18 protein-coding genes and 1 pseudogene are annotated in these 20370 nt (G+C 71.8%); 9 read left to right on the top strand and 10 right to left on the bottom strand.

From position 1 onward, the window contains the following. Nucleotides 1–701, bottom strand: a 701-nt coding sequence (locus tag ACGFYV_RS06735; RefSeq protein ID WP_393877266.1) for a maltotransferase domain-containing protein, incomplete at its 3' end; no start/stop codon positions are given. A gap of 111 nt (nucleotides 702–812) precedes the next feature. Continuing rightward, nucleotides 813–1112 (bottom strand): DUF5133 domain-containing protein, encoded by a 300-nt coding sequence (locus tag ACGFYV_RS06730; RefSeq protein WP_393877265.1) that lies wholly within the window; start codon nucleotides 1110–1112, stop codon nucleotides 813–815. Between the two features lie 298 nt (nucleotides 1113–1410). On the opposite strand from ACGFYV_RS06730, the gene ACGFYV_RS06725 reads away from it, so the two are divergent. Both ACGFYV_RS06725 and glgX read left to right on the top strand, forming a co-directional pair. Further along, complete coding sequence (locus ACGFYV_RS06725; protein WP_393877264.1) at nucleotides 1411–1923, top strand: pep a2; 513 nt, start codon at nucleotides 1411–1413, stop codon at nucleotides 1921–1923. A gap of 23 nt (nucleotides 1924–1946) precedes the next feature. Then, entirely contained in the window at nucleotides 1947–4064 is a 2118-nt protein-coding gene (glgX, locus tag ACGFYV_RS06720; RefSeq protein WP_393877263.1) for a glycogen debranching protein GlgX, read from the top strand. A gap of 156 nt (nucleotides 4065–4220) precedes the next feature. Here glgX and ACGFYV_RS06715 read toward each other — a convergent pair whose 3' ends face one another. Next, a complete protein-coding gene (locus ACGFYV_RS06715) occupies nucleotides 4221–5033 on the bottom strand; it encodes a VOC family protein (protein ID WP_393877262.1) in 813 nt (270 codons plus the stop codon). A 128-nt stretch (nucleotides 5034–5161) separates the two neighbouring features. On the opposite strand from ACGFYV_RS06715, the pseudogene ACGFYV_RS06710 reads away from it, so the two are divergent. After that, nucleotides 5162–5467: pseudogene (locus tag ACGFYV_RS06710) on the top strand (ANTAR domain-containing protein); the annotation flags it as partial. Nucleotides 5468–5631: 164 nt separating this feature from the next. On the opposite strand, the gene ACGFYV_RS06705 reads toward ACGFYV_RS06710, so the two are convergent. Then, the gene (locus tag ACGFYV_RS06705) at nucleotides 5632–6423 is read right to left on the bottom strand and encodes an RNA polymerase sigma factor SigF (protein ID WP_393877261.1); all 792 of its coding nucleotides are present in this window, start codon (nucleotides 6421–6423) and stop codon (nucleotides 5632–5634) included. A gap of 264 nt (nucleotides 6424–6687) precedes the next feature. Here ACGFYV_RS06705 and ACGFYV_RS06700 point away from each other — a divergent pair, with 264 nt between their 5' ends. From ACGFYV_RS06700 to ACGFYV_RS06685, 4 genes are all read left to right on the top strand, one after another. Continuing rightward, a complete protein-coding gene (locus ACGFYV_RS06700; RefSeq protein WP_393877260.1) occupies nucleotides 6688–7143 on the top strand; it encodes a MarR family winged helix-turn-helix transcriptional regulator in 456 nt (151 codons plus the stop codon). Beyond that, a complete protein-coding gene (locus ACGFYV_RS06695; RefSeq protein WP_393877259.1) occupies nucleotides 7140–8018 on the top strand; it encodes an ABC transporter ATP-binding protein in 879 nt (292 codons plus the stop codon). Before ACGFYV_RS06700 ends, ACGFYV_RS06695 begins: the two co-directional genes overlap by 4 nt. Nucleotides 8019–8154: 136 nt before the next feature. Next, on the top strand, nucleotides 8155–9033 hold the full coding sequence (locus ACGFYV_RS06690) for an ABC transporter permease (RefSeq protein ID WP_393877289.1): 879 nt from the start codon (nucleotides 8155–8157) through the stop codon (nucleotides 9031–9033). A 190-nt stretch (nucleotides 9034–9223) separates the two neighbouring features. Next, nucleotides 9224–9748, top strand: coding sequence for a hypothetical protein (locus ACGFYV_RS06685; protein WP_393877258.1), 525 nt, complete (start codon nucleotides 9224–9226; stop codon nucleotides 9746–9748). A gap of 143 nt (nucleotides 9749–9891) precedes the next feature. Here ACGFYV_RS06685 and hemC read toward each other — a convergent pair whose 3' ends face one another. Together hemC and ACGFYV_RS06675 are read right to left on the bottom strand one after the other, a co-directional pair. After that, nucleotides 9892–10827 carry a hydroxymethylbilane synthase gene (gene hemC, locus ACGFYV_RS06680; protein WP_393877257.1) on the bottom strand — a complete coding sequence of 312 codons (936 nt, stop codon included), beginning with the start codon at nucleotides 10825–10827 and terminating at the stop codon, nucleotides 9892–9894. Nucleotides 10828–10913: 86 nt separating this feature from the next. Next, nucleotides 10914–11084 carry a hypothetical protein gene (locus ACGFYV_RS06675; protein WP_393877256.1) on the bottom strand — a complete coding sequence of 57 codons (171 nt, stop codon included), beginning with the start codon at nucleotides 11082–11084 and terminating at the stop codon, nucleotides 10914–10916. 231 nt (nucleotides 11085–11315) lie between these two features. Between ACGFYV_RS06675 and ACGFYV_RS06670 the strand changes: the two genes are divergently transcribed. Both ACGFYV_RS06670 and ACGFYV_RS06665 read left to right on the top strand, forming a co-directional pair. After that, nucleotides 11316–12131, top strand: coding sequence for an alpha/beta hydrolase (locus ACGFYV_RS06670; protein ID WP_393877255.1), 816 nt, complete (start codon nucleotides 11316–11318; stop codon nucleotides 12129–12131). Nucleotides 12132–12183: 52 nt separating this feature from the next. Continuing rightward, entirely contained in the window at nucleotides 12184–13017 is an 834-nt protein-coding gene (locus tag ACGFYV_RS06665; RefSeq protein ID WP_393877254.1) for an alpha/beta fold hydrolase, read from the top strand. 94 nt (nucleotides 13018–13111) lie between these two features. Here ACGFYV_RS06665 and ACGFYV_RS06660 read toward each other — a convergent pair whose 3' ends face one another. The 4 genes from ACGFYV_RS06660 to ACGFYV_RS06645 form a co-directional block, all read right to left on the bottom strand. Then, nucleotides 13112–13699 carry a TetR/AcrR family transcriptional regulator gene (locus tag ACGFYV_RS06660; RefSeq protein ID WP_393877253.1) on the bottom strand — a complete coding sequence of 196 codons (588 nt, stop codon included), beginning with the start codon at nucleotides 13697–13699 and terminating at the stop codon, nucleotides 13112–13114. Nucleotides 13700–13770: 71 nt separating this feature from the next. Then, nucleotides 13771–14547 (bottom strand): NPP1 family protein, encoded by a 777-nt coding sequence (locus tag ACGFYV_RS06655; protein ID WP_393877252.1) that lies wholly within the window; start codon nucleotides 14545–14547, stop codon nucleotides 13771–13773. Nucleotides 14548–14670: 123 nt separating this feature from the next. After that, the gene (locus ACGFYV_RS06650) at nucleotides 14671–15648 is read right to left on the bottom strand and encodes an ATP-dependent DNA ligase (protein ID WP_393877288.1); all 978 of its coding nucleotides are present in this window, start codon (nucleotides 15646–15648) and stop codon (nucleotides 14671–14673) included. A 184-nt stretch (nucleotides 15649–15832) separates the two neighbouring features. Beyond that, nucleotides 15833–20221, bottom strand: coding sequence for a CHAT domain-containing protein (locus ACGFYV_RS06645; protein ID WP_393877251.1), 4389 nt, complete (start codon nucleotides 20219–20221; stop codon nucleotides 15833–15835). Between the last annotated feature and the right edge of the window lie 149 nt (nucleotides 20222–20370).

Genomic DNA, 20370 nt, shown 5'->3' with positions numbered 1-20370 from the left:
ATCTCCGCGATCGCCTTCAGCCGCCGCTCGGCGGTGCGGAACGTACCGTGGGGCCGGGCGGGCGTGCCCTCGGAACGCGGGAAGAACTCGTACCACGACCCGTACAGGGCCCGCTCCCGCTCGACCAGCAGCGGCATCGGATCGGACGCGGTGACCAGATCCCGCACCGGATACCGGGACAACACCGCCTCCACCTCGGACGACAGAGCGCCCTTCAGGCGGTCGTGCACCGAGAGGGAGTCGTCGCCGAGCGCCACGGCGGCGGCCAGGACCAGGTCCCGTTCCGGGCCCCTGGGGACACCGGCCGCCGCACGCTCGTAGAGGTCGGCGCCCTCCTCCAGGACCAGGCCGGTGTCGATGCCCGCCGGGATCTTCACGCCGGCGATGTGCCGCCAGGTCGCCAGCGGGTGGCTCCAGGTCTCCACCCGGTAGGTCCAGCGGCCGGGGGCGTCCGGGGTGATCTCGGCACCCCAGAGATCGCTGCCGGGGGACAGCTCACGCATCGGGGTCCACGGGCCGCGCCGGCCCTTCGGATCCCGCAGGACCACATTGGCACCCGCCGCGTCGTGTCCCTCCCGGAACACGGTGGCGGTGACCTGGAACGTCTCTCCGGTCACCGCCTTCGCCGGGCGCCTGCCGCACTCCACGGCCGGCCGGACGTCACGTACCGGTACGCGGCCGATGGACGGGGTCCTGCGCATGGATCTCTCACCTCCGCCGTGCGCGAAGCCGGGCACCGGGCCCGGCTTCGCGATCCTGGATACGGTCCGGCAGCGGCCGGCCCGAGGGGGAACGCCATGTACGGTGCCAGGTCAGGGGCTTGGCGCCGTGGAACGCCGCTCCGGTGGCGGCGCGCGTCGGGCCGCCCGGCCCGGCTGCGGCCGCCCGTCCTGCTCGCGCAGATAGCCGGCCAGGGTGGAGCGCAGATACCGCTCGGCCGCGTCCGCGGCCTCGCGGGCACAGCGTTTTCCCATCAACACGCACAAGGTGTAGCCCGAATCCTCGAAGGTGGCCCGGACGGTGCGGTCGTGGGGCGAGGCGAGCATCACACGCTCCCACGCCCGGTAACGCCGCAACTGCCGGGCCACTTCGGCCTTGGCGGGTAGCAGCATCGCCCTCTTCACCTTCCACGCTCTCGACTGGGCGCGTTCCCGACGGTCGGGTGGCATCCGCGCACGGAAGGGCGCGGCACCGTTACGGCGATCGAGGCTTTCACTCATGGTGCACGTAGGGACACGCAACGTCCTGTTGGACGTTCAACGACCCGGCCGTTCGTGATGCTCGTGTTGCACGAATGGCGTAGCGACCCCACTGTGGAGGTGACTCAGAAGCGATCAACGCTCACGTTACGTGTCCGGGAACCCCTCCCGGACGGGGCGAGAGGGCTTCGCCGGTGAGGAGTAAGCGACAATGAAGACCGCAGTGCCCTGCTACTACCACCTCGACGTGGAAGTCAGCCCGGAAAGGGTGGGACAGGTCAGCCGCATCCTGGGCGCCCACCTGCGCTACTGGGACCTCGAGAACCTCGTGGACCCCGTGTGCCGCAACGCCGAACTGTTGTTGCGTGCGATCGACCAGCACGCCACGGACAAGGCCACATCCGTCGAGATGTGGTGGAACGGCCAGCACCTCATCACCGCCGTCGGCGGCGACGACCGTGATCTGCGCCCCGACCAGGATCTGCGCGCCTGTCTCGCGGACATCGCCGCGATGAGCGACGGCTGGGGCTGCTGCTCCTCCGAGACGGGCAGCAAGATCATCTGGTTCTCCCGGCGGGCCCGGACCGGCGAGCGCGTCCCGCTGGTGCCGACCGCTCCCGAGCCGAGCCTGCGCCAGGTGCTGCAAGTACCGCGCGCGCTGCCGGCGGCCGCCCTGGCCGCGCCGGCCCCAGCACCCGACGACGCCCTGGCGGGCGCCCGGTGACGGCTCGCAAATCCAGGAAAGGGGTGCCCGTGTGGAGCGGGCACCCCTACCCGTTGGGTGCCTCCTTCGACGGACAGGGCACCAACTTCGCGCTGTTCAGCGAGGTCGCCGAGCGCGTCGAGCTGGTCCTCGCCGACGACGCCGGCCGCCACAGGGCCGTCCCGCTGCACGAGGTCGACGGCTTCGTGTGGCACGCCTATCTGCCCGGCGTCGGCCCGGGGCAGCGCTACGGCTACCGCGTGCACGGCCCCTGGCAGCCGTCCCTCGGCCACCGGTGCAACCCGGCGAAGCTGCTGCTCGACCCGTACGCACGGGCCGTGGACGGCCAGATCGACAACCACGCCTCCTTGTACGAGCGCGCGCCCGACGGCCCCTCGCCGGCGAACAGCCGCGGGCACTCCATGCTCGGCGTCGTCACCGACCCGTCCTTCGACTGGGGCGACGACCGCCCGCCGAGCCGGCCGTACTCGGACTCCGTCATCTACGAGGCCCATGTGCGCGGCATGACCCGCACCCACCCGGAGGTCCCCGACCGGCTGCGCGGCACGTACGCCGGGCTCGCCCACCCCGCCGTGATCGAGCACCTGGCCTCGCTCGGCGTCACCGCGGTCGAACTGATGCCGGTGCACCAGTTCGTGCAGGACGGCGTGCTGACCGACCGGGGCCTCGCCAACTACTGGGGCTACAACACCATCGGCTTCTTCGCCCCGCACAACGCCTACGCCGCGTTCGGCAGCCGGGGCCAGCAGGTCGACGAGTTCAAGACCATGGTGAAGGCGCTGCACGCGGCCGGCCTCGAAGTCATCCTCGACGTGGTCTACAACCACACCGCCGAGGGCAACGAGATGGGCCCCACGCTCTCCTTCCGGGGCATCGACAACGCCTCCTACTACCGCCTGGTCGACGGCGACTGGGCGCACTACTACGACACCACCGGCACCGGCAACAGCCTGCTGATGCGCCACCCCTACGTGCTCCAGCTGATCATGGACTCGCTGCGGTACTGGGTGACCGAGATGCACGTCGACGGCTTCCGCTTCGACCTCGCGGCCACGCTGGCCCGGCAGTTCCACGAGGTGGACCGCCTCTCGGCGTTCTTCGACCTGATCCAGCAGGACCCCGTGATCAGCCGGGTCAAGCTCATCGCCGAGCCGTGGGACGTGGGGGAGGGCGGCTACCAGGTCGGCAACTTCCCGCCGCTGTGGTCGGAGTGGAACGGCCGCTACCGGGACGCCGTACGGGACTTCTGGCGGGCCGAGCCCGGTTCGCTCGGCGAGTTCGCCTCCCGGCTGACCGGCTCCTCCGACCTCTACCAGGCGAGCCGGCGTCGGCCGCGCGCCAGCGTCAACTTCGTCACCGCGCACGACGGTTTCACCCTGCGCGACCTGGTGTCGTACAACGACAAGCACAACGAGGCCAACGGCGAGGGAAATCGCGACGGCGAGAGGTTCAACCGGTCCTGGAACTGCGGGGCGGAGGGCGACAGCCGCGACCCGGCCGTCCTCGAACTCCGCGCCCGCCAGCAGCGGAACCTGATGGCCACGCTGCTGCTCTCGCAGGGCATACCGATGATCAGCCACGGCGACGAACACGGCCGCACCCAGGGCGGCAACAACAACGCCTACTGCCAGGACAACGAAGTCTCCTGGATCGACTGGGAGTTGACCGAAGAGCAGCGGACCCTCGCCGACTTCACCCGGTACGTCATCAACCTGCGCGCCGAGCACCCCGTGCTGCGCCGGCGCCGCTTCTTCCTGGGCGAGACCCCGACCAACCCCGGGCAGCCCCTGCCCGATCTGACCTGGCTGCGGCCCGACGCCCGGGAGATGACCGACCGCGACTGGCAGCGCCGCGACGCGCACTCGGTCGGCGTGTTCCTCAACGGCGACGCCATCGCGGAACGGGACGCCTACGGCCGCCGCGTCGTCGACGACTCCTTCCTGCTGCTCCTCAACGGCTACTGGGAACCCGTCGACTTCCGCCTCCCCGACGACACCTACGGGGAGCGCTGGACGACCCTCATCGACACCGCCGACCCCGAGGGCATCCCCGACGAACGCGAACGCAAGGCCGGGACCCGGCTCCGCGTCGAAGCCCGCAGCCTGATCCTCCTGTCCCGCCCCTCCACCGGGACCGGCTGACACCGGCCTCACCGGCGCACGAAGGCGCCTTCCGGTCAGGCCGGGGGGGCGCCTTCGTTCCGGTCGTAGGGCCGCGAGGGCGTGGTGCCGTATCGGTTCGGTGCCGTCAGGGTTCGGGGCTGTCTCAGGGTTCGGAGCTGTCAAGGTGGGGTGCCGTCAGGGTTTGGTGTGGGTGGTCACCGTGAACTGGGCGCCGTCCGGGTCCCGCAGGATCGCCTCCGTCTCGTCCTCGCTGAGGACGCTGCCGCCGTGCTTCTCGGAACTGCGGGCGCAGGCGGCGACGTCGCCGACCGCGAAGTGGATCTGCCAGTGCGGGCGCACGGACGGGTCGGGGGCCGACTCCGCGGCGCCCGAGTCGATGCGCGCGACCACCTCGCCCTTGCTGCGCAGCACCACCTCGTCGCCCTCGTACTCGACCTCGCAGCAGCCGGGCTTCCCGGAGGCCCAGTCGAGGATCTCGCCGTAGAAGAGCGCGGAGTCGAAGGCGTTGCGGGTGTGCAGCCGGATGAAGGTCGGGACGGCCCGCCGCCACGCCTCCCAGTTGGAGACCAGTTCGCCCTGCCAGATCCCGAACGCGGCGCCGTCGCGGTCGGCGAGCAGAGCGGCCCTGCCGGGCGGGAACGACAGCGGCCCGACCGCGGCCGTCCCGCCCCGCTCCCGGGCCCGTGCCACGGCCACATCGGCGTCCGGGACGGCGAAGTACGGCGTCCAGGCCACCGCCATCTGCCACATGCCGGCGACCGCGGCGATCCCGGCCACCGGCACACTGTTGGCCAGCGCGATCCGGAAGTGTTCCCCGAGCTTGACGCCGCGCCATCGCCAGCCCAGCACGGCGGTGTAGAACTCCTGGGTCGCCTCCAGGTCGCGGCTGGTCAGGCTCACCCAGCAGGGGGCTCCGAAGACGGAGTCCGTCGAGATGACGTCCCGCTTCCTGCGCGGACCCCCGTCGACAGGTGTGTCTTGGTTCATGACAGTCGCGTCCTGCTCCCGGGGCCCGGCGGCCACCGCTCTGCCACCAGTGTCCAACCGGAAGGGGCCCCGGTGCCTGTCGAACACCCCGGTGGCACGCGGCCGGGTGAGTGAGCACGATGGAGAACATGGCGGAGAGCGAGCCGGACCGGATCCTCGAGCTGCAGGCGGAGGTCCACCAGCTGAAGGAGGCCGTGGCCTCGCACGCGGTCGTCGACCAGGCGATCGGGATGGTGGTGGTCCTCGGCCGGGTGACCCCGGACCAGGGGTGGGAGGTGCTCAAGGAGGTCTCCCAGCACACCAACATCAAACTGCGCACCATCGCGGAGCTGATCCTGATCTGGGGCCGCCGGGGCGACATCGCACCGGAGATCCGCGCCGAGCTGGAGGACGCCCTCGACCGGTACGGGCCCACACAGGTCCCCGGGTCCGAACGGGACCTCCCGGCGGGGCACGACCTCAGGGCGGTGCGCGACGTCCCGGCGGAGCACGACCTTCCCGCCGCCGCGCCGGAGATCTCCCGCGGCACCGACGACTGAGGCTCGATCGGCGAGTGAGGCCCGGTCGGCCGGGTGAGGCCCGGTCGGGCGAGTGAGGCTCAGCCCGTCTCCGCGAGCAGTTCCTCGCGCAGCCGGTCGAAGCAGCCGCTGAGCAGCCGGGAGACGTGCATCTGCGAGATGCCGAGCTGCTGGGCGATCCGGCTCTGGGTCATCCCCCCGAAGAACCGCAGGTAGAGGATGGTGCGCTCGCGCTCGGGCAGGGCCGCGAGACAGGGCTTGACCGCAGCCCGGTCCACCACCAGGTCGAACCCCGGATCGGCGGTGCCGAGGGAGTCTCCGAGCGCGTACCCGTCCGTACCCGCCATCTCGGCGTCCAGGGACAGTGCGGTGAAGCACTCCAGGGCCTCCATGCCCGTACGCACCTCCGCCTCGCTCAGCGAGGTGTACGCGGCGATCTCGGCGACGCCGGGCAGCTGCCCCGAGCTGGTCTGTGCCAGCTCCTTCACCGCGCTGCGGACCCGGTTGCGCAGGTCCTGCACCCGGCGCGGGACGTGCAGTGTCCACATGTGGTCACGGAAGTGCCGCTTGATCTCACCCGTGATCGTCGGCACCGCATACGCCTCGAAGGCGCGGCCGCGCGAGGGGTCGAAGTGGTCGACGGCCTTGACCAGGCCGAGCGCGGCCACCTGGTACAGGTCCTCCAGGGACTCCCCACGGCCGCGGAACCGTACGGCGATCCGCTCGGCCATGGGCAGCCACAGCTCGACCAGTTCGTCCCGCAGCGCTCTGCGCTCGGGACCGTCGGGCAGCCCGGCGAGCCGCTCGAAGGAGCCGGCGGTGTCGGGCGCGTCGTCATGGGGGTGGGTTCTGGTGCTGCCAGTGACAGGCATCTCGCACCTCTCTCGGCAGGTGCTGGATGGACAGACACCGCGGGAGGCGCGCTCGGACCGTGGAAAAGGCACCGGGGCGTCCGGCATGAGCCGGCTCCCACGGGCGTGCCTCCTGTCCGAAGCACTGTCGGTCGCTTTCCCCCTGGGAAGCGGATCGAAACAAATGTTCCTATAAGGAATGAATTGTGAACAGTGGGTGACCGGCCGTGGGGGCTTGACCTGCCCTTGAACGCATTACCTCTGTAACAGAGGTAATCTTCAGGAGTGGAACCGGAGACCTTCACCGAGGACCTCGCCGACGCCCTGGTACGCATCCAGCGACTGGTCCGGCGCCGGCTGCGCAGCGGGCTCACCGGGCCGCGGCTGCGCGGTGCCGAGGTGGAGCTGCTGCGCCTGGTCGAGAGCCGGTCGGGCGTCCGCATCTCGGACGCCGCCCGAGCCCTGCACCTGGCGGGCAACTCCGTGTCGACCCTGGTCAACCAGCTCGTCAGGGACGGCTATCTGATCCGCGAGACGGATCCGGCCGACCGGCGGGCCGCCCGCCTGCTGCTCACCGACGCCGCTCGCAAGCGGCTCGCGGACTGGAAGCGACGCCGGGCCGAACTCGTCGGCCGGCACGTGGCGCTGCTGGACGAGAGCGACCGGGAAGCCCTGCGCGCGGCGCTCCCGGCCCTGCGCAAGCTCGCCGCCACCCTGCACGAGGAGGCCGAGGAGACATGACGAGCGACACCCCAGCCCCAGCCCCCGATCCGGTCCTGCCTCAGCCCCCGACCTCCGCCGACGCGGTCGCCTGCACCCGCCTCGCCTACGCCTTCGGGGACACCAAGGCCGTCGACGGCCTCGATCTGACCGTCCGCGAGGGCGAGGTGTTCGGACTGCTCGGCCCCAACGGCGCCGGCAAGACCACCGCCATCCGCTGCGTCACCACCCTGCTGCCCGTCCCCGCCGGCATGGTCCGCGTCTTCGGGCACGACGCCGCCCGGGACCGCATGGCGGTGCGCCGCCTCCTCGGTTACGTCCCGCAGCAGCTGTCCGCCGACAGCGGGCTCACCGGACGGGAGAACGTGGCCCTGTTCGCGCGCGTCTTCGACGTGCCGCGCCGCGAACGCGCCGAGCGTGTCGCCCAGGCCCTCGCCGCCGTCGACCTCGCCGACGCCGCCGACCGGCTCGCCGGCACCTACTCCGGAGGCATGGTCCGCCGGCTCGAACTCGCCCAGGCCCTGGTCAGCGCGCCCCGCCTGCTGATCCTCGACGAACCCACCATCGGTCTGGACCCCATCGCCCGCACCGGCGTCTGGCAGCACATCAACGCCGTCCGCGCCGCCACCGGCATGACCGTCCTCGTCACCACCCACTACATGGACGAGGCCGACCAGTACTGCGACCGCGTCGGCCTGATGCACCGGGGCCGCGTCCGCGCCCTGGGCACCCCGGACGAACTGCGCCGGGGGCTCGCCGAGCGCCGGGCGACGGACACCCTGCCCACGCTGGAGGACGTCTTCCGCGATGTCGCCGGCAGCGGCCTGGACGACCAGTCAGGAGGAGGTTTCCGAGATGTCCGAAGCACCCGCCGCACCGCGAACCGGGTCGGCTGACGGCACCGGCACGGCCGGCTCCGCGCCCGACGCCGGCGCCGCGCCCACCCCCGACACCGGCGCCGTGCACACCCCCGACACCGGCGCCGTGCACACCCCCGACACCGGAGCCGTGCACACCCCCGACACCGGAGCCGTGCACACCCCCGACACCGCGCCCACCGCCGGCTCCGCGCCCGCCACGGGCCCGGCCACCGCCGGCCCCGCCGCTGTCAGCGCCCTGCTGCTCAGCCCGCCCCCGCCGCGAGCGGGCTGGCGGGTGCTGCCCGCCCGTGTCGTCGCCATGTGCGCCGTCGAACTGCAGAAGCTGCGGCACGACCGCACCGAGCTGTACACCCGTGCCGTCCAGCCCGCCCTGTGGCTGCTGATCTTCGGTCAGACCTTCACCCGGATCCGGGCGATACCCACCGGCGGGGTCCCCTACATCGACTACCTGGCGCCCGGCATCATCGCCCAGTCCGCGATGTTCATCGCGATCTTCTACGGCATCCAGATCATCTGGGAGCGGGACGCCGGCGTCCTGAACAAGATGCTCGTCACCCCGACGCCGCGCTCGGCGCTCATCACCGGCAAGGCGTTCGCGGCCGGAGTGAAGTCGCTGATCCAGGCCGTCGTCGTCATCGTCATCGCCGCCGTGCTCGGCGTCGCCCTGACCTGGAACCCGCTGAAGCTGCTCGGCGTCGCCGTGGCCGTGGTCCTCGCCTCCGTCTTCTTCTCCTGCCTGTCGATGACCATCGCGGGCATCGTCCTCAGCCGCGACCGGCTGATGGGCTTCGGACAGGCGATCACCATGCCGCTGTTCTTCGCGTCCAACGCCCTCTACCCCGTCTCGATCATGCCCGGCTGGCTCCAGGCCGTCAGCAAGGTCAATCCGCTGAGTTATCAGGTCGACGCGCTGCGGGGTCTGCTCCTGGGCACTCCGGCCCACCTCGGCGCCGATTTCGGCGTGCTGGCGGTGGCCGCCGCCCTCGGTATCGCGGCGGCCTCCTCACTGCTCGGCCGGCTGGCCCGCTGATCTTGTCGCGGACGTGATGTGCGGCACGCGCCGGACGCCGCCGGGAACCCCTTCGGCGGGATTCTTCCTGGGCAGCGCTTGATCAGCGATCAAAGCGGGCGAACCCGCTGGCCACAGCGCATTCCGCTCATTTGACAGTGCGCTGAGCACACGGATAGACAGCATCTCTTGAGAGGTCGAGAGGGGCACCGTGTACGAGCCGAACGTGGTCGGGGACTGGCAGGAGTACGACGAGCATGCCGGTCTGCGGATCCGTGTCCACCGTCTGGAGGCGGCCGAGCCGCCCCGCGGGCGCGACGACGCCGCGGCGGGTCTGACCTACTTCCGTGTCCGGGTGACCGTCGAGAACCGCGGCACGCGCCACTACGGCATCCATCTGGAGGACGGCCAGATCGACGTCCGGGTCGGCCCCGACGGGGAGGGCGCGTTCGTCGACTGGCGCAGCACCCAGTTCATCGAGGGTTTCGACGTCTACCCGCTGCGCCGGGTCACCGCCGTGCTGTACGCGGCCGCTCCGGAGGCCGCGCTCACGCACATCGACATCCAGGTCCAGTTGCGCGTGGACGAGGAGTGGACGGACCGCCGGCTGTGGGCCGGCGGCATCGGTGTCGCCGAGGCGACGGCGGCCGCCACGGCGTCGAGCACCGGACCTGGCAGCCTGGCCCACCAGCTGAGCGCCTTCCTCAAGGACCAGACGGAGCCGGGAACCGCCTGACAGCGGCTGGGGCGGCAGGAGCTTTCCGGGTACCGCCGGGGACGGCAACGGGCCCGCGGCAGCCGCAGTCGGCTCCCACGACCCCGCAGTCCCAGGGCCCCGCAGTCCCGCGGCCCCTGTCGTCCGTGCTGGATGCCGGGTGCTCAGTGCGGGATGCCGTCGATGATCTCCCGCGCGCCCTGCCGCAGCAGTGCCACCGCGACCGAGGTGCCGAGCGTGGCCGCGTCGAGCCGGCCCGCCCACTCGTGGGCGTTCAGGCGGGTCTTGCCGTCCGGGGTGAACACGCAGGCCCGCAGGGACAGTTCCCCGCTGTGGTCCACGCGCGCGTAACCGGCGATGGGGCTGTTGCAGTGCCCCTGGAGCACGTGCAGGAACATCCGCTCCGCCGTCGCCTCCCGGTGCGTGGCCGGGTCGCCGAGCCCGCTGACCGCGTCGATCAGCTCCGCGTCGTCCTCCCGGCACTGCAGGGCGAGGATGCCGGCGCCGATCGGCGGCATCATCGCCTCCGGCGACAGCACCTCGGTGATCACGTCCTCGCGGCCGATGCGCTCCAGGCCGGACACGGCCAGCAGCAGCGCGTCCGCCTCGCCCGCGGCCAGTTTCTCCAGCCTGCGGTTGGCGTTGCCGCGGAACGGCACGCACTCCAGGTGCGGATGCGTCGCGGCCAGCTGCGCGATCCGGCGCACCGCGGAGGTGCCGATCCGGGTGCCGGCGGGGAGCTCGTCCAGGGTGAGACCGCCCGGGTGCACCAGCGCGTCCCGGATGTCGTCCCGCTTCAGGAACGCGGCGAACACCGTGCCGGCGGGCAGCGGCCGGTCGGCGGGCACGTCCTTGACGCAGTGCACCGCGAGGTCGGCCTCCCCGGCCAGCAGGGCCGCGTCCACCTCCTTGGTGAACGCCCCCTTGCCCTCGACCTGGGACAGATCGCCGAGCCACTTGTCGCCGGTGGTCTTCACGGGCACGACCTCGGTGCGCACACCGGGGTACAGGGCGGCCAACTCGCCGCGCACCCGCTCCACTTGGGCCAGTGCCATGGGGGAGTCGCGGGAGACGATACGAATGAGTTCCGGGACGGGCATGGGGGACACGATAGACCCTTCGGTGAACTGTGAAGACCATGTTCACGGCAGCGCGGCGCCGAGTTCCACGGCACACGGAGCCGCCGTCAGGGCCTGCTCGTCGCCGCGGTCCGGGCCGTGTGCGGGCTCGGTGCCCACAACTCCCGCGGCAGCGGGTCGAGACAGCCGGTCCAGGCAGCGGATCCGGGCAACGGGTCCGGACAGCGGTCCAGGCGGTGCAGGAGGACGCCCGGGGCCGTCGCCGCGTGGACCAGCATGGCTTCTTCCCCTGGACCGCGGGTGGCATGGCAGTGGGGCGAGACCCGCGCCCGCTCCATGAACCGGTCGCGCGCCCTCGTCGAGGCCGGCCTCCTCGCCCGCCCGGCTCGGGACCGGCCCGGGACCGGCTTGGGATGTGACGAAGACTTCGCCCCTCCCCGTTTGCCCCCGGGCATCCGCTGCGCGTAGCGTGCTCGGTAGACAGAACGTTCTATCTATTGGAGTGCCGCGTGACTCGCACCTCTCCGGCCCGCACCATCGTGCTGATCCATGGGCTCTGGATGACTCCGCGCAGCTGGGAACGGTGGACCGAGCGCTACCAGTCGCTGGGGCACCGGGTCATCGCCCCCGCCTGGCCAGGTCTCGAAGGCGAGGTCGAGGAGATCCGGCGCGACCCGTCCCGTGTCGCGGGCCTGGGCCTGGGTGAGGTGGTCGCCCACTACGAGCAGATCATCCGGGGGCTGGACGAGGCGCCCGTCCTCATGGGGCACTCCTTCGGCGGCGCCATCACGCAGATCCTGCTGGACCGCGGCCTGGGCAGCGCCGGCGTGGCCATCGACTCGGCCCCCGTCAAGGGCGTGCTTCCGTTGCCGTACACCACCCTGAAGTCGGCCTGGCCGGTCCTGGGAAACCCCGCGAACAAGAACAAGGCGATCTCCCTGACCCCGCGTCAGTTCCACTACGCCTTCACCAACACACTCAGCGAGGAGGAGTCCGCGGCGGCCTACGAGCGCTACCAGGTGCCCGGCTCGGCCCGCATGCTCTTCCAGGGCGCCTTCGCCAACGTCAACCCCCGTGCCGTCACGAAGGTCGACCCTCGCAACCCGCGGCGCGCCCCCCTGCTGTTCATCGCGGGCGGCGCCGACCACATCGTGCCGCCGAAGCTGAACAAGGCCAACGTGCGTCTGTACCGCAAGTCCCCGGCCGTCACGGAGTACCGGGAGTTTCCCGGCCGCTCCCACTTCATCGTCGGCCAGGACGGGTGGGAGGAAGTCGCCGACCACGCGCTCGACTGGGCGGTCCGGCACCAGCCCGGTCTCGTCTGACCGCCTCCACACGATTCTCTGACCGCGTTCACCTGATTCAAGGAGAAACCCGATGTTCCACCGTCGTTCCGTCCGTCCCGCCGCTCTCGGTGCCGCCGGACTCGGCCTCGCCGCCGCTCTGACCACGGCCGCCTCCGCCTCCGCCACCCCCGACCACCGCACCGCGCCGAAGACCAAGCCGACGGTCGTACTCGTGCACGGCGCGTTCGCGGACGCGTCCGGCTGGAACAAGGTCGCCAAGGACCTCCAGGGCGACGGCTACAAGGTCGTCGCGCCCGCCAACCCCCTGCGGGGCCTGCCGCAGGACGCCACCTACATAGCGAGTGTCCTCAAGAGCGTCAGCGGGCCGGTCGTCCTGGTCGGGCACTCCTACGGCGGCGCGGTCATCACCCAGGCCGCGGCCGGAAACCCGCAGGTCAAGGCGCTCGTCTACATCGCCGCGTTCATGCCCGACAAGGGCGAGAACCTCGGTGAGCTGTCGGCCAAGTTCACCGACTCCGACCTCCAGCCCGCCCTGAAGCAGGTCCCCTACGCCAACGCCGACGGCACCGGCGGCGCGGACCTCTACATCGACCCCGCCAAGTTCCGCTCGGTCTTCGCCGCGGACCTGCCCGCCTCCCAGACCGCGCTCATGGCGGCGGAGCAGCGCCCCATCAGCGCGAGCACCTTCGGCGACAGCGCCACCGAGGCGGCTTGGCGCACGATTCCGACGTGGGCGCTGGTCGCCAAGCAGGACAAGGCCCTGGGCACGAAACTCGAACGCTTCGAGGCCGAGCGCGCACACGCCCACACCGTCGAGGTCAACAGCTCGCACGTCCCGATGATCTCCCGCCCGCACGTCGTGAGCCACCTCATCGAGAACGCCGCACGCGCGACGTCCAAGTAGGCGCACGCACACCCGCGACCTGCCGGCCGGCCCTCGCCCCCAACGGGCGGGGGCCGGCCCCGTGTTCGTCAGAGGCGAGGGAACCGGGCCGGTGTCAGCCCGTGGCCAGGAGTGCGGTGACGCCGTGCGCCAGGGTGCGACTCGCGGACTGCGGGTCGCCCAGGTATCCCGCGACCATCGCGCCGTCGCGCAGGGCCATCATGGCGTCGGCCGACCGTGCGGGGTCGGCCGCGCCGGCCTGCTCGAAGGCGTCCCGCAGCACCTGGCGGAACCAGTCCCGGTGCGTCAGTACCGCCTGGTGGACGATGCTGTCCCGCTCCGGGTACTCGGCGGCGGCATTGATGAACGGGCAGCCGCGGAAGCCGGGACCGCACAGTTCCTCCCCGATCCCCTGCGCCACGGCCGCCAGGAGGGCCGAAGGATCGTCGATGACGTGCCCGGCCGCCGCCAACTGTGTGCGGATCTGCTGGTCCTTGGCTTCCAGGTAGGCCCGTACCAGGTCGTCCTTGCCCTGGAAGTGCCGGTAGAAGGTGCCTCGGGCGACGTCCGCCTCCGCCATCACACGGTCCACGCCGACCGCCCGGATTCCCTCCGTGTAGAAGAGCCGGCTCGCCGCCGCCAGGAGTCGCTCCCGTGCCTCCGAGCGGCGGCCCGGTCCTGGTGTGTCCTTCGGTTTCGACATACGTCCAGTATATAGAACGTTCTGTCCAATTAAGGGTCGCGCCGGATGCGGCGGGGTCGGTCCGTCCCGGCTCAGGCGTTCGGGTCGAACGGTATGCCGGAGGGCTTCGCGGAGGAGAGGTGCGAGGCGAACGCGCTGTCCTTCAGACCGAAGTCGGCACTGCCGAAGTCGTACGAGCTCAACGTGTCGCGCAGGCCCGCCGGGTAGCCGTTCCAGCCGATCAGCGGCGGGTACTGCCAGGTGCCCTTGTGGTTCTCCGGCGGCTCGTCGTTGGAGTTCGCCAGCCGGAAGCAGTGGGTGCTCACGCCGTCCTTGTGGTAGACGATCTTCGCGTGCGTGCCCTCGAAGCGGACCTCGGACACCGGATGCACGGTGAACGAGCCGTGGTTGGACGTCGACACGTACTGGATCCGGTTGTTCTGCACCCAGACCACGACATGTTCCCAGTCGTGCCGGTGCGCGCCGAGGCTGATGCCCGGGATCGCCTGGTCCTTCTCGAAGTAGAGGCCGTACAGGTAGGCGCACCAGCCGTTGTCGCACTTGTAGCGCGAGTAGCTGTTGGTGTTGTCCAGGTCGGAGGCGTCGCGGCAGCTGCCGTTCAGCGCGCCGGTCGGGTTGAGGCCGGGGTTGACGCTGCCGTCCGGGCCGATGGCCGGGGTCGGGTAGCAGCCGTCCGTGTCGTAGTCGAAGGCGGGCTGGTACGTCCTCTCGACGGCCTCGGCGTTGCCCGGCAGCGCCGGGGGCGGGGCGGCGAACGCGACGGCGGGGAAGGCGAGGACGAGAGCGGCGGCACCGGCGAGTCCGGTGAGCCATCTCCGGGGCCGGATACGGAACGTCCGCGACGGCACAGGTTCCTCCAACAGCGGTGGGGGGCAAGGGAGTTCAGGATCCCCAGCACGCCTGCCGCTGCCAAGGGGCCACGGGCGTCCCCGTGGTGAAACCCCGCCCAACAGCCGGCTCCCCGCCCCGGCTCACACGAGGTCGTCCGGCACGTCGGCCGCCGACTCCTCGGGCGTGAGGTCCGGGCGCAGCCGCAGCCAGGACGGCTGGCGCAGCAGACCGGCCCGGGTCCGGGTGCTGTAGGCGACCTCGCCGACCAACCGGGGCAGCACCCAGTGCGCGTCCGGCACGGACGGTACCGGGTCGAAGGGGCAGCGGCTGCTCGCGGCGGCCCGCAACAGCGCCGCAAGTTCCGCGCGTTCCCTCTCGCTCCAGCCGGTGCCCACCCGGCCGACGTACCGCAGCCGGCCGCCGGCGCGCTGGCCGACCAGCACCGCGCCGGGCAGTCCGGTCAGCCGCCCCTTGCCGGGCAGCCAGCCACCCACGATGACGTCCTCGCCGCGCATGTTCCGGATCTTGATCCAGGCCCGGGACCGCACTCCCGGCTCGTACGGCGAGTCCAGCCGCTTGCACACCAGCCCCTCCAGGCCGTGTTCCCGGGTGGCGCGCAGCGCCTCGGCACCGTGCCCGGTCACCGCGCCCGGCGTCGACCAGTACGGCCCGGCCAGGCCCAGCCCCTCCAGCCGCGCCCGGCGCCGCGCGTACGGGATCCGCAGCAACGGCCCCTCCAGGAACGGCACGTCGAACAGCACCAGGTGGACCGCCACCCGGGCGGCCCGGCGGGCGGCGAGCGCGGGGGAGTGGGCGAGGCCCATGCGTGTCTGCAGCAACTGGAAGTCGGCCCGCCCGTGTTCGTCGAGCGCCAGCACCTCGCCGTCCAGCACGGCGGCCGTGCCGCCCAGGGCGCCGCCGAGGGAGCGCAGTTCGGGGTAGGCGGCCGTGATGTCCTCACCCGACCGGTTGCGCAGCAGCACGCTGCCGTCGCCGGGCAGGTAGGCCATCACCCGCTGGCCGTCCTGCTTCGTCTCGTACGCCCACCGCGCGTCCTGGGACGCGGGCGGCAGCGTGCCGGGGGTGGCGAGCATGGGCGCGATGATCGGCAGGGTCACGGCGGTCACGGCACAAGGTGTCGACCGCCGCCGCCGACGTCACGCACCTTCCGGCCCGGGTTCCCCTGAACGGCCCCGCCGGCAGCCGGTGAACCGGGCTCGGCCGAGGGCGCCCGGGTCGGGGCGCCAGGTGCCCGCCATCAGGGCCCCATGCGCACATGATCCGGGCCGAAGGCGCACGCCATCAGGGCCCCATGTGCACGTACGGGGCCCAGAGCCATGGACTGAGCGGATAGCGCACGCGCAGGTCGCGGGTCGCTCGGTGCAAGGCCTCCGCGGGCGCGGCTCCCTGTGCCATCAGGCCGTACAAGGTCGCGGTGAACCCGGTGGCGTCGCCGTCGGCGACCTCCCACAGGGTGGCGATCACATGGGTGAAGCCCGCCAGTTGGAACGACGAGGCGACATGGTGGGCCTCGTCGGCGAGGTAGTACGAGCCGGCGGCGGATCCGCACGAGGCGAGGAAGGCGAACTCGGCGTCGAGGGAGAGCTTCGAGATGTCCGGCAGCGTCAGTGAACCGTTCTGCAGCACGAGTTCGTTGGCCGTCCTGGCGAACGCGTCGGCCTGCGCGTGGCAGGCGAAGTGGGCCCAGGAGTGTGCGGTGAGTTCGCGCAGCACGGCCTGCTTCGTGGCCGCGTCGCCGGTCAGGACGGTGGTCCGGGGGAACAGCTCGGCGAGCGCCTGCGCGTCCGCCGCCGCGTGTCGCAGGGGCGTGGCCCCGGGCGCCTCCGGGGTGGCCACCACCAGCAGCCGCGGATCGTCGCCGACGCGGGAGAGGGGGGAGAGGGGGGAGAGGGGGGAGCGGGGGGAGAGGCGGGAACCGTCGTGCTCGGTGCCCTTCGGGCGCAGTGCGTCGAGCGTGGTGGTGTACGACGACATCGCGAAATCGGCGATACCCTCCCACGTCCCGTTCCTGTCCTTGTCCCCGTTGCCGTCTTCCTCCCCGTTCTCGGCGCCTTTCGTGTACCGGCCGGCCGCGTGCAGGGGCATCAGGCTGAGGATGCCGGTGGGGCACCACCACAGGCGGGGAAGCGGGTCACCGCCGGGTTCGAGCCCCAGGTGCCGGACGACGGGTTCGGCGATCGCCTCCCACAGCCAGGTGAGCGTCTCCTGGACGACGATGCCCGCCTCCCACCGCTGCTCGGCGGACTCGGCCGGGTCGTGCAGCGAGCCGACCGCCAGCCTGAAGGCCTCGAACCACTCTCCCGCGGACCTCAGATCGGCCCGGGGCAGCGGCACACAGACCGCCGTGCCCTCGGCGATGACGATCGCGTCGCTGCGTCGGCGAGCGAGGTTGACGACCACCACCGGTCCGTCCACCGTCAGCTCGCCGAGATCGGGCACTCCCGGCCGCAGGAAGCTCCCGAAGCCGGGCAGCCCCCGGATCTCGTCCCGGACCCGCTCCCAGGAGCGGACGGTCAGCCGGTGCGTGTCCCTCGCGGAACCGGGCACCTCGCCCGGGTCACGGTCGTCGACCGCGCCGAAGGACGTCATCGCCTCCCCGAGCCGGCTGAACTCCTCGGCCAGTTCAGGGGCTTGCCGCCGCAGGTCCGACAGATCGCGGCGCGTCTCGGTGAGCTGCCCGAGCAGGATGCCCCGCCCGCGTTCGAGAAGGTCCAACGCCCTTAGCGGATCGTCCAGTTGCAGCGCGCAGGCCGCGGCCTGCGAGGCGAGCAGCAGTTCGTCCGTGAGGAGCAGCTCGCGGTCGGACCGGTCGAGCCGGTGCCCGACCAGGCGGGGCAGGAGGTCCACCGCGGCTTCGTAGTCCGTGGCCGCGCCCTCCCAGTCGCCCAGTCCGGCGGCCAGATCAGCGGCGGCCTCGGCGGCGGCGAGGCGTTCCGGAAGGGGAAAGTGCGCGGTCCGGTGGACCCGGCGCCTCAGATCGAGCGCCTCCGCACCCCAGTCCTCGCGCGCATCGCCCCGTCGCGCCAGGACACGGGACAGCGTCATCAGCGCGCGCACATGTCTGTGGTCGTCCGCGTTCGCTCGGGCCACGGCCTCGCGCGTCACGGACTCGGCCTCGTCCAGCAGGGACGGAGCCCCGTCGTGGCGGTGGACCTCGGCCAGAGCGGCGCCCAGGTTGGTGGCCCGTACCGGCCAGTCCGGATCGTCGGCATCGCTCGTCCGGACCGCCTCGCGCAGCAGTTCGACGGCTTCTCGCGCGTCCTGCGCCGACGAACGGTCCCGGGCCCGCCCCAGCAGCACGATCGCCAGGTAGGACAGGGAGACGGGACGCCCTCGACTGTCCGGGGCGCGCAGGGCCAGGGACGTCCGGCCAAGGTCCACGATCGCGTCGAGTTCGTGCTCGTACGCGGCCAGGGGCTCGGCGAAGACGTCCGTGAAGAGGTCCGGAGCGCTCTCGCGTGCGCGACGGGCCATGGCCATGATGGAGGCGAACTGGCGGGTGTGCTGCATCCGCGCTTCCGCCAGCCGTGCCATGGCGTCCGGGGTCGTGCGCCACCCGTCGGGGCCCGAGGCGGCCTCTTCGAGGACGTCCATGGCCTCCAGCAGAGCCGTGCTGTCCCGTGAGACCTCGTAGACCCAGGTCAGGCAGACGCCCAGTTCCAGCAGGGACAGGCACCGGTCGAAGGAGCCCTCCGGGGCGAATCGGACGGCGGAGCGGCACACCGGAAGCAACTCGTCGAGGAGCCGTCTGTCCCATGTGCTGCCGTATGCGGCCATGAGGGCGCCCACGCAGGTGCCCAGGAGCCGGCGACGCTCGTCGTCGTTCAGCGTCGGGTCGTCGAGATATCCCCGGGCCAGTCTGAGGGCTTCGTCCAACGCCGACTCGTCCCGGGTCAGTTGGAACTCGACGCGGTAGCAGTCGATGAGGTTGTGCCGCGTGCGGCGTACCTCGACGTGGTCGCCGGGGAGTTCGGCGACCACGGATTCGAGAAGTCGTCTTCCCTCCGCCACGGCCTCGCTGTCGTGGCCCAGTTCACCCCGCAGCGTCAGCGAGTGGCCCAACTCGACGCGCACCGGGGCATGGTCGGGATGGCGGGAGTCCAGGCGCTCGGCCGCCGTCCGCAGCACGGTCACCGCGTTGTCGGCATCGGCGAGGCCGCCTGTGGCCTGCGCCAGCTCCTTGTGGGAGAGCCCGGCGTTCATCAGCTGGGCCATGTAGGCCGGATGGGAGGGATCCAGCAGGCGGGCAGCCGCGTGGTTGAGGCCCGCGGACTCGCGCAGTGCCCCCACATCGCGCAGCAGCAGCGCCTTCACCCGCAGGACGTTGCCCAGGCTGGAGACGGCCAGGGTGTCGGCCGGAGCCAACTCCTGTGCACGGCGCGCCCACCGTTCGGCTTCCGCGATGTCGTCGTGGCTGTCCGTGCCGGAACCGCTGCCGAGGCTCCCCGTACGGCGGCCGTCCACACGGGACTTGAGTGCGTTGGCGAGACCGGCCATCCAGCTCACGGCAGCCGGCCCGGTCCCGTCCGCGCCGGACAGCGCGGCGCGCAGGACCTCGACCGCCTCGTCCAGCGCGGCAGCCTCGCGCGTGGCCTCGTAGGTCATGCGCAGGCACATGCCGAGGTCCGCCCGGTACGCGCGCCGTTGGCCGTCACCGGACGCGGTGTGGGCGACGAGCCCGCGCAGTACACGGGCTCGGGCATGGAGCAGGGCGGGATTCGCCTGGGCGACGGCGAGCGGCACCACCTTGAGGAGAGTGCCGAGGACGTCACGAGCCCGGGTGTCGGCCGGATCGCACTCGTCGGCCGCACGCTCGACGTAGGCGCCCGCCTGGCGGACCCACTCCTCGCGGGGGGTGCGCAGATGGTCCTCGATCAGCGCCGCCGCCAGCCGCAGCCGCACCTGCACCCGTATCTGGGGGTCCTCGGACTTCTCCTGGACACGGTCCCATGCCGCCACCGCCAAGGAGAGCAGCCGTGGGTCGCGTCCGGCCACGCCGGGCGCCGGTCGCTGATGGGCGGTCAGCAGGTTTCCCCCGAGCGGGGCGAGCAGGGCGACGGCCTGTTCGTCGATGACCGATGCGAGCGAGTCGATCGTGCGTGCGGTCCAGCCGACGGCCGCCTCCAGCGAGTCGGGATCCCCGTCCCGCGCGTGGCGTCGCAGAAGGACCTCGACCAGATTGATCTGCAGCATTTCCGGCAGCGCCCCGATCTCCCGCAGCATGCCGATGCCGCGTTCGAGCAGAGCGACGGCCGCGTCGAGGTGCGCCGGGTCGCCCGTGGTCCGGTAGGCGGTGGCGTGCTCGGTCGCCTGGTCGCCGAGCCGCAGGGCTTCTTCGAGCGGCTGTGCCGACGCCTGTTCCCGCGCTTCCCGCGCGAACACGGCGTCGAGCGCGTCCGGCACCGCGTCCGGCATCCGCCGCCACAACGGACGGAAGAACGCCAGGGCCTGGTGGAAGTCCGTTCCCTCGAACGAGTTCCGGGCCATGCAGCGGAACCAGTGGAACCACCCCAGCACATGGGCGGCTTCGTCGCTCCAGGCGCTGCCCAGCGACTCGGCCAGCCCCGCTGCCGCCGCCTCGGCCTCGGGTCCGAGCACCTGCTGCGGATCGAAGGTCGAGGCGAAGCGTTCGATGTGTGCCCGCAGCGCGGTGAGTGGCGTGTCGTTCATCTTCTCCATCGCTTCCCCCGGTGGTGGCCGTTCGGCGGTCGGCGCCCGTACCATCATGCGGCGTCGCGGACGCGTCTTCCCCATGAGCGGCAAAGAGCGCCGAAGACCGGCAAGAATCAGCACGAAGCGGCAAAGGGCGGCGAGGCGCG

Origin of the sequence: Streptomyces sp. NPDC048297, assembly GCF_043201585.1 — a bacterium.
Taxonomy (GTDB): domain Bacteria; phylum Actinomycetota; class Actinomycetes; order Streptomycetales; family Streptomycetaceae; genus Streptomyces.
Note: the sequence above shows the minus strand (reverse complement) of the source record. Positions and strands in the feature narration are given on the sequence as shown.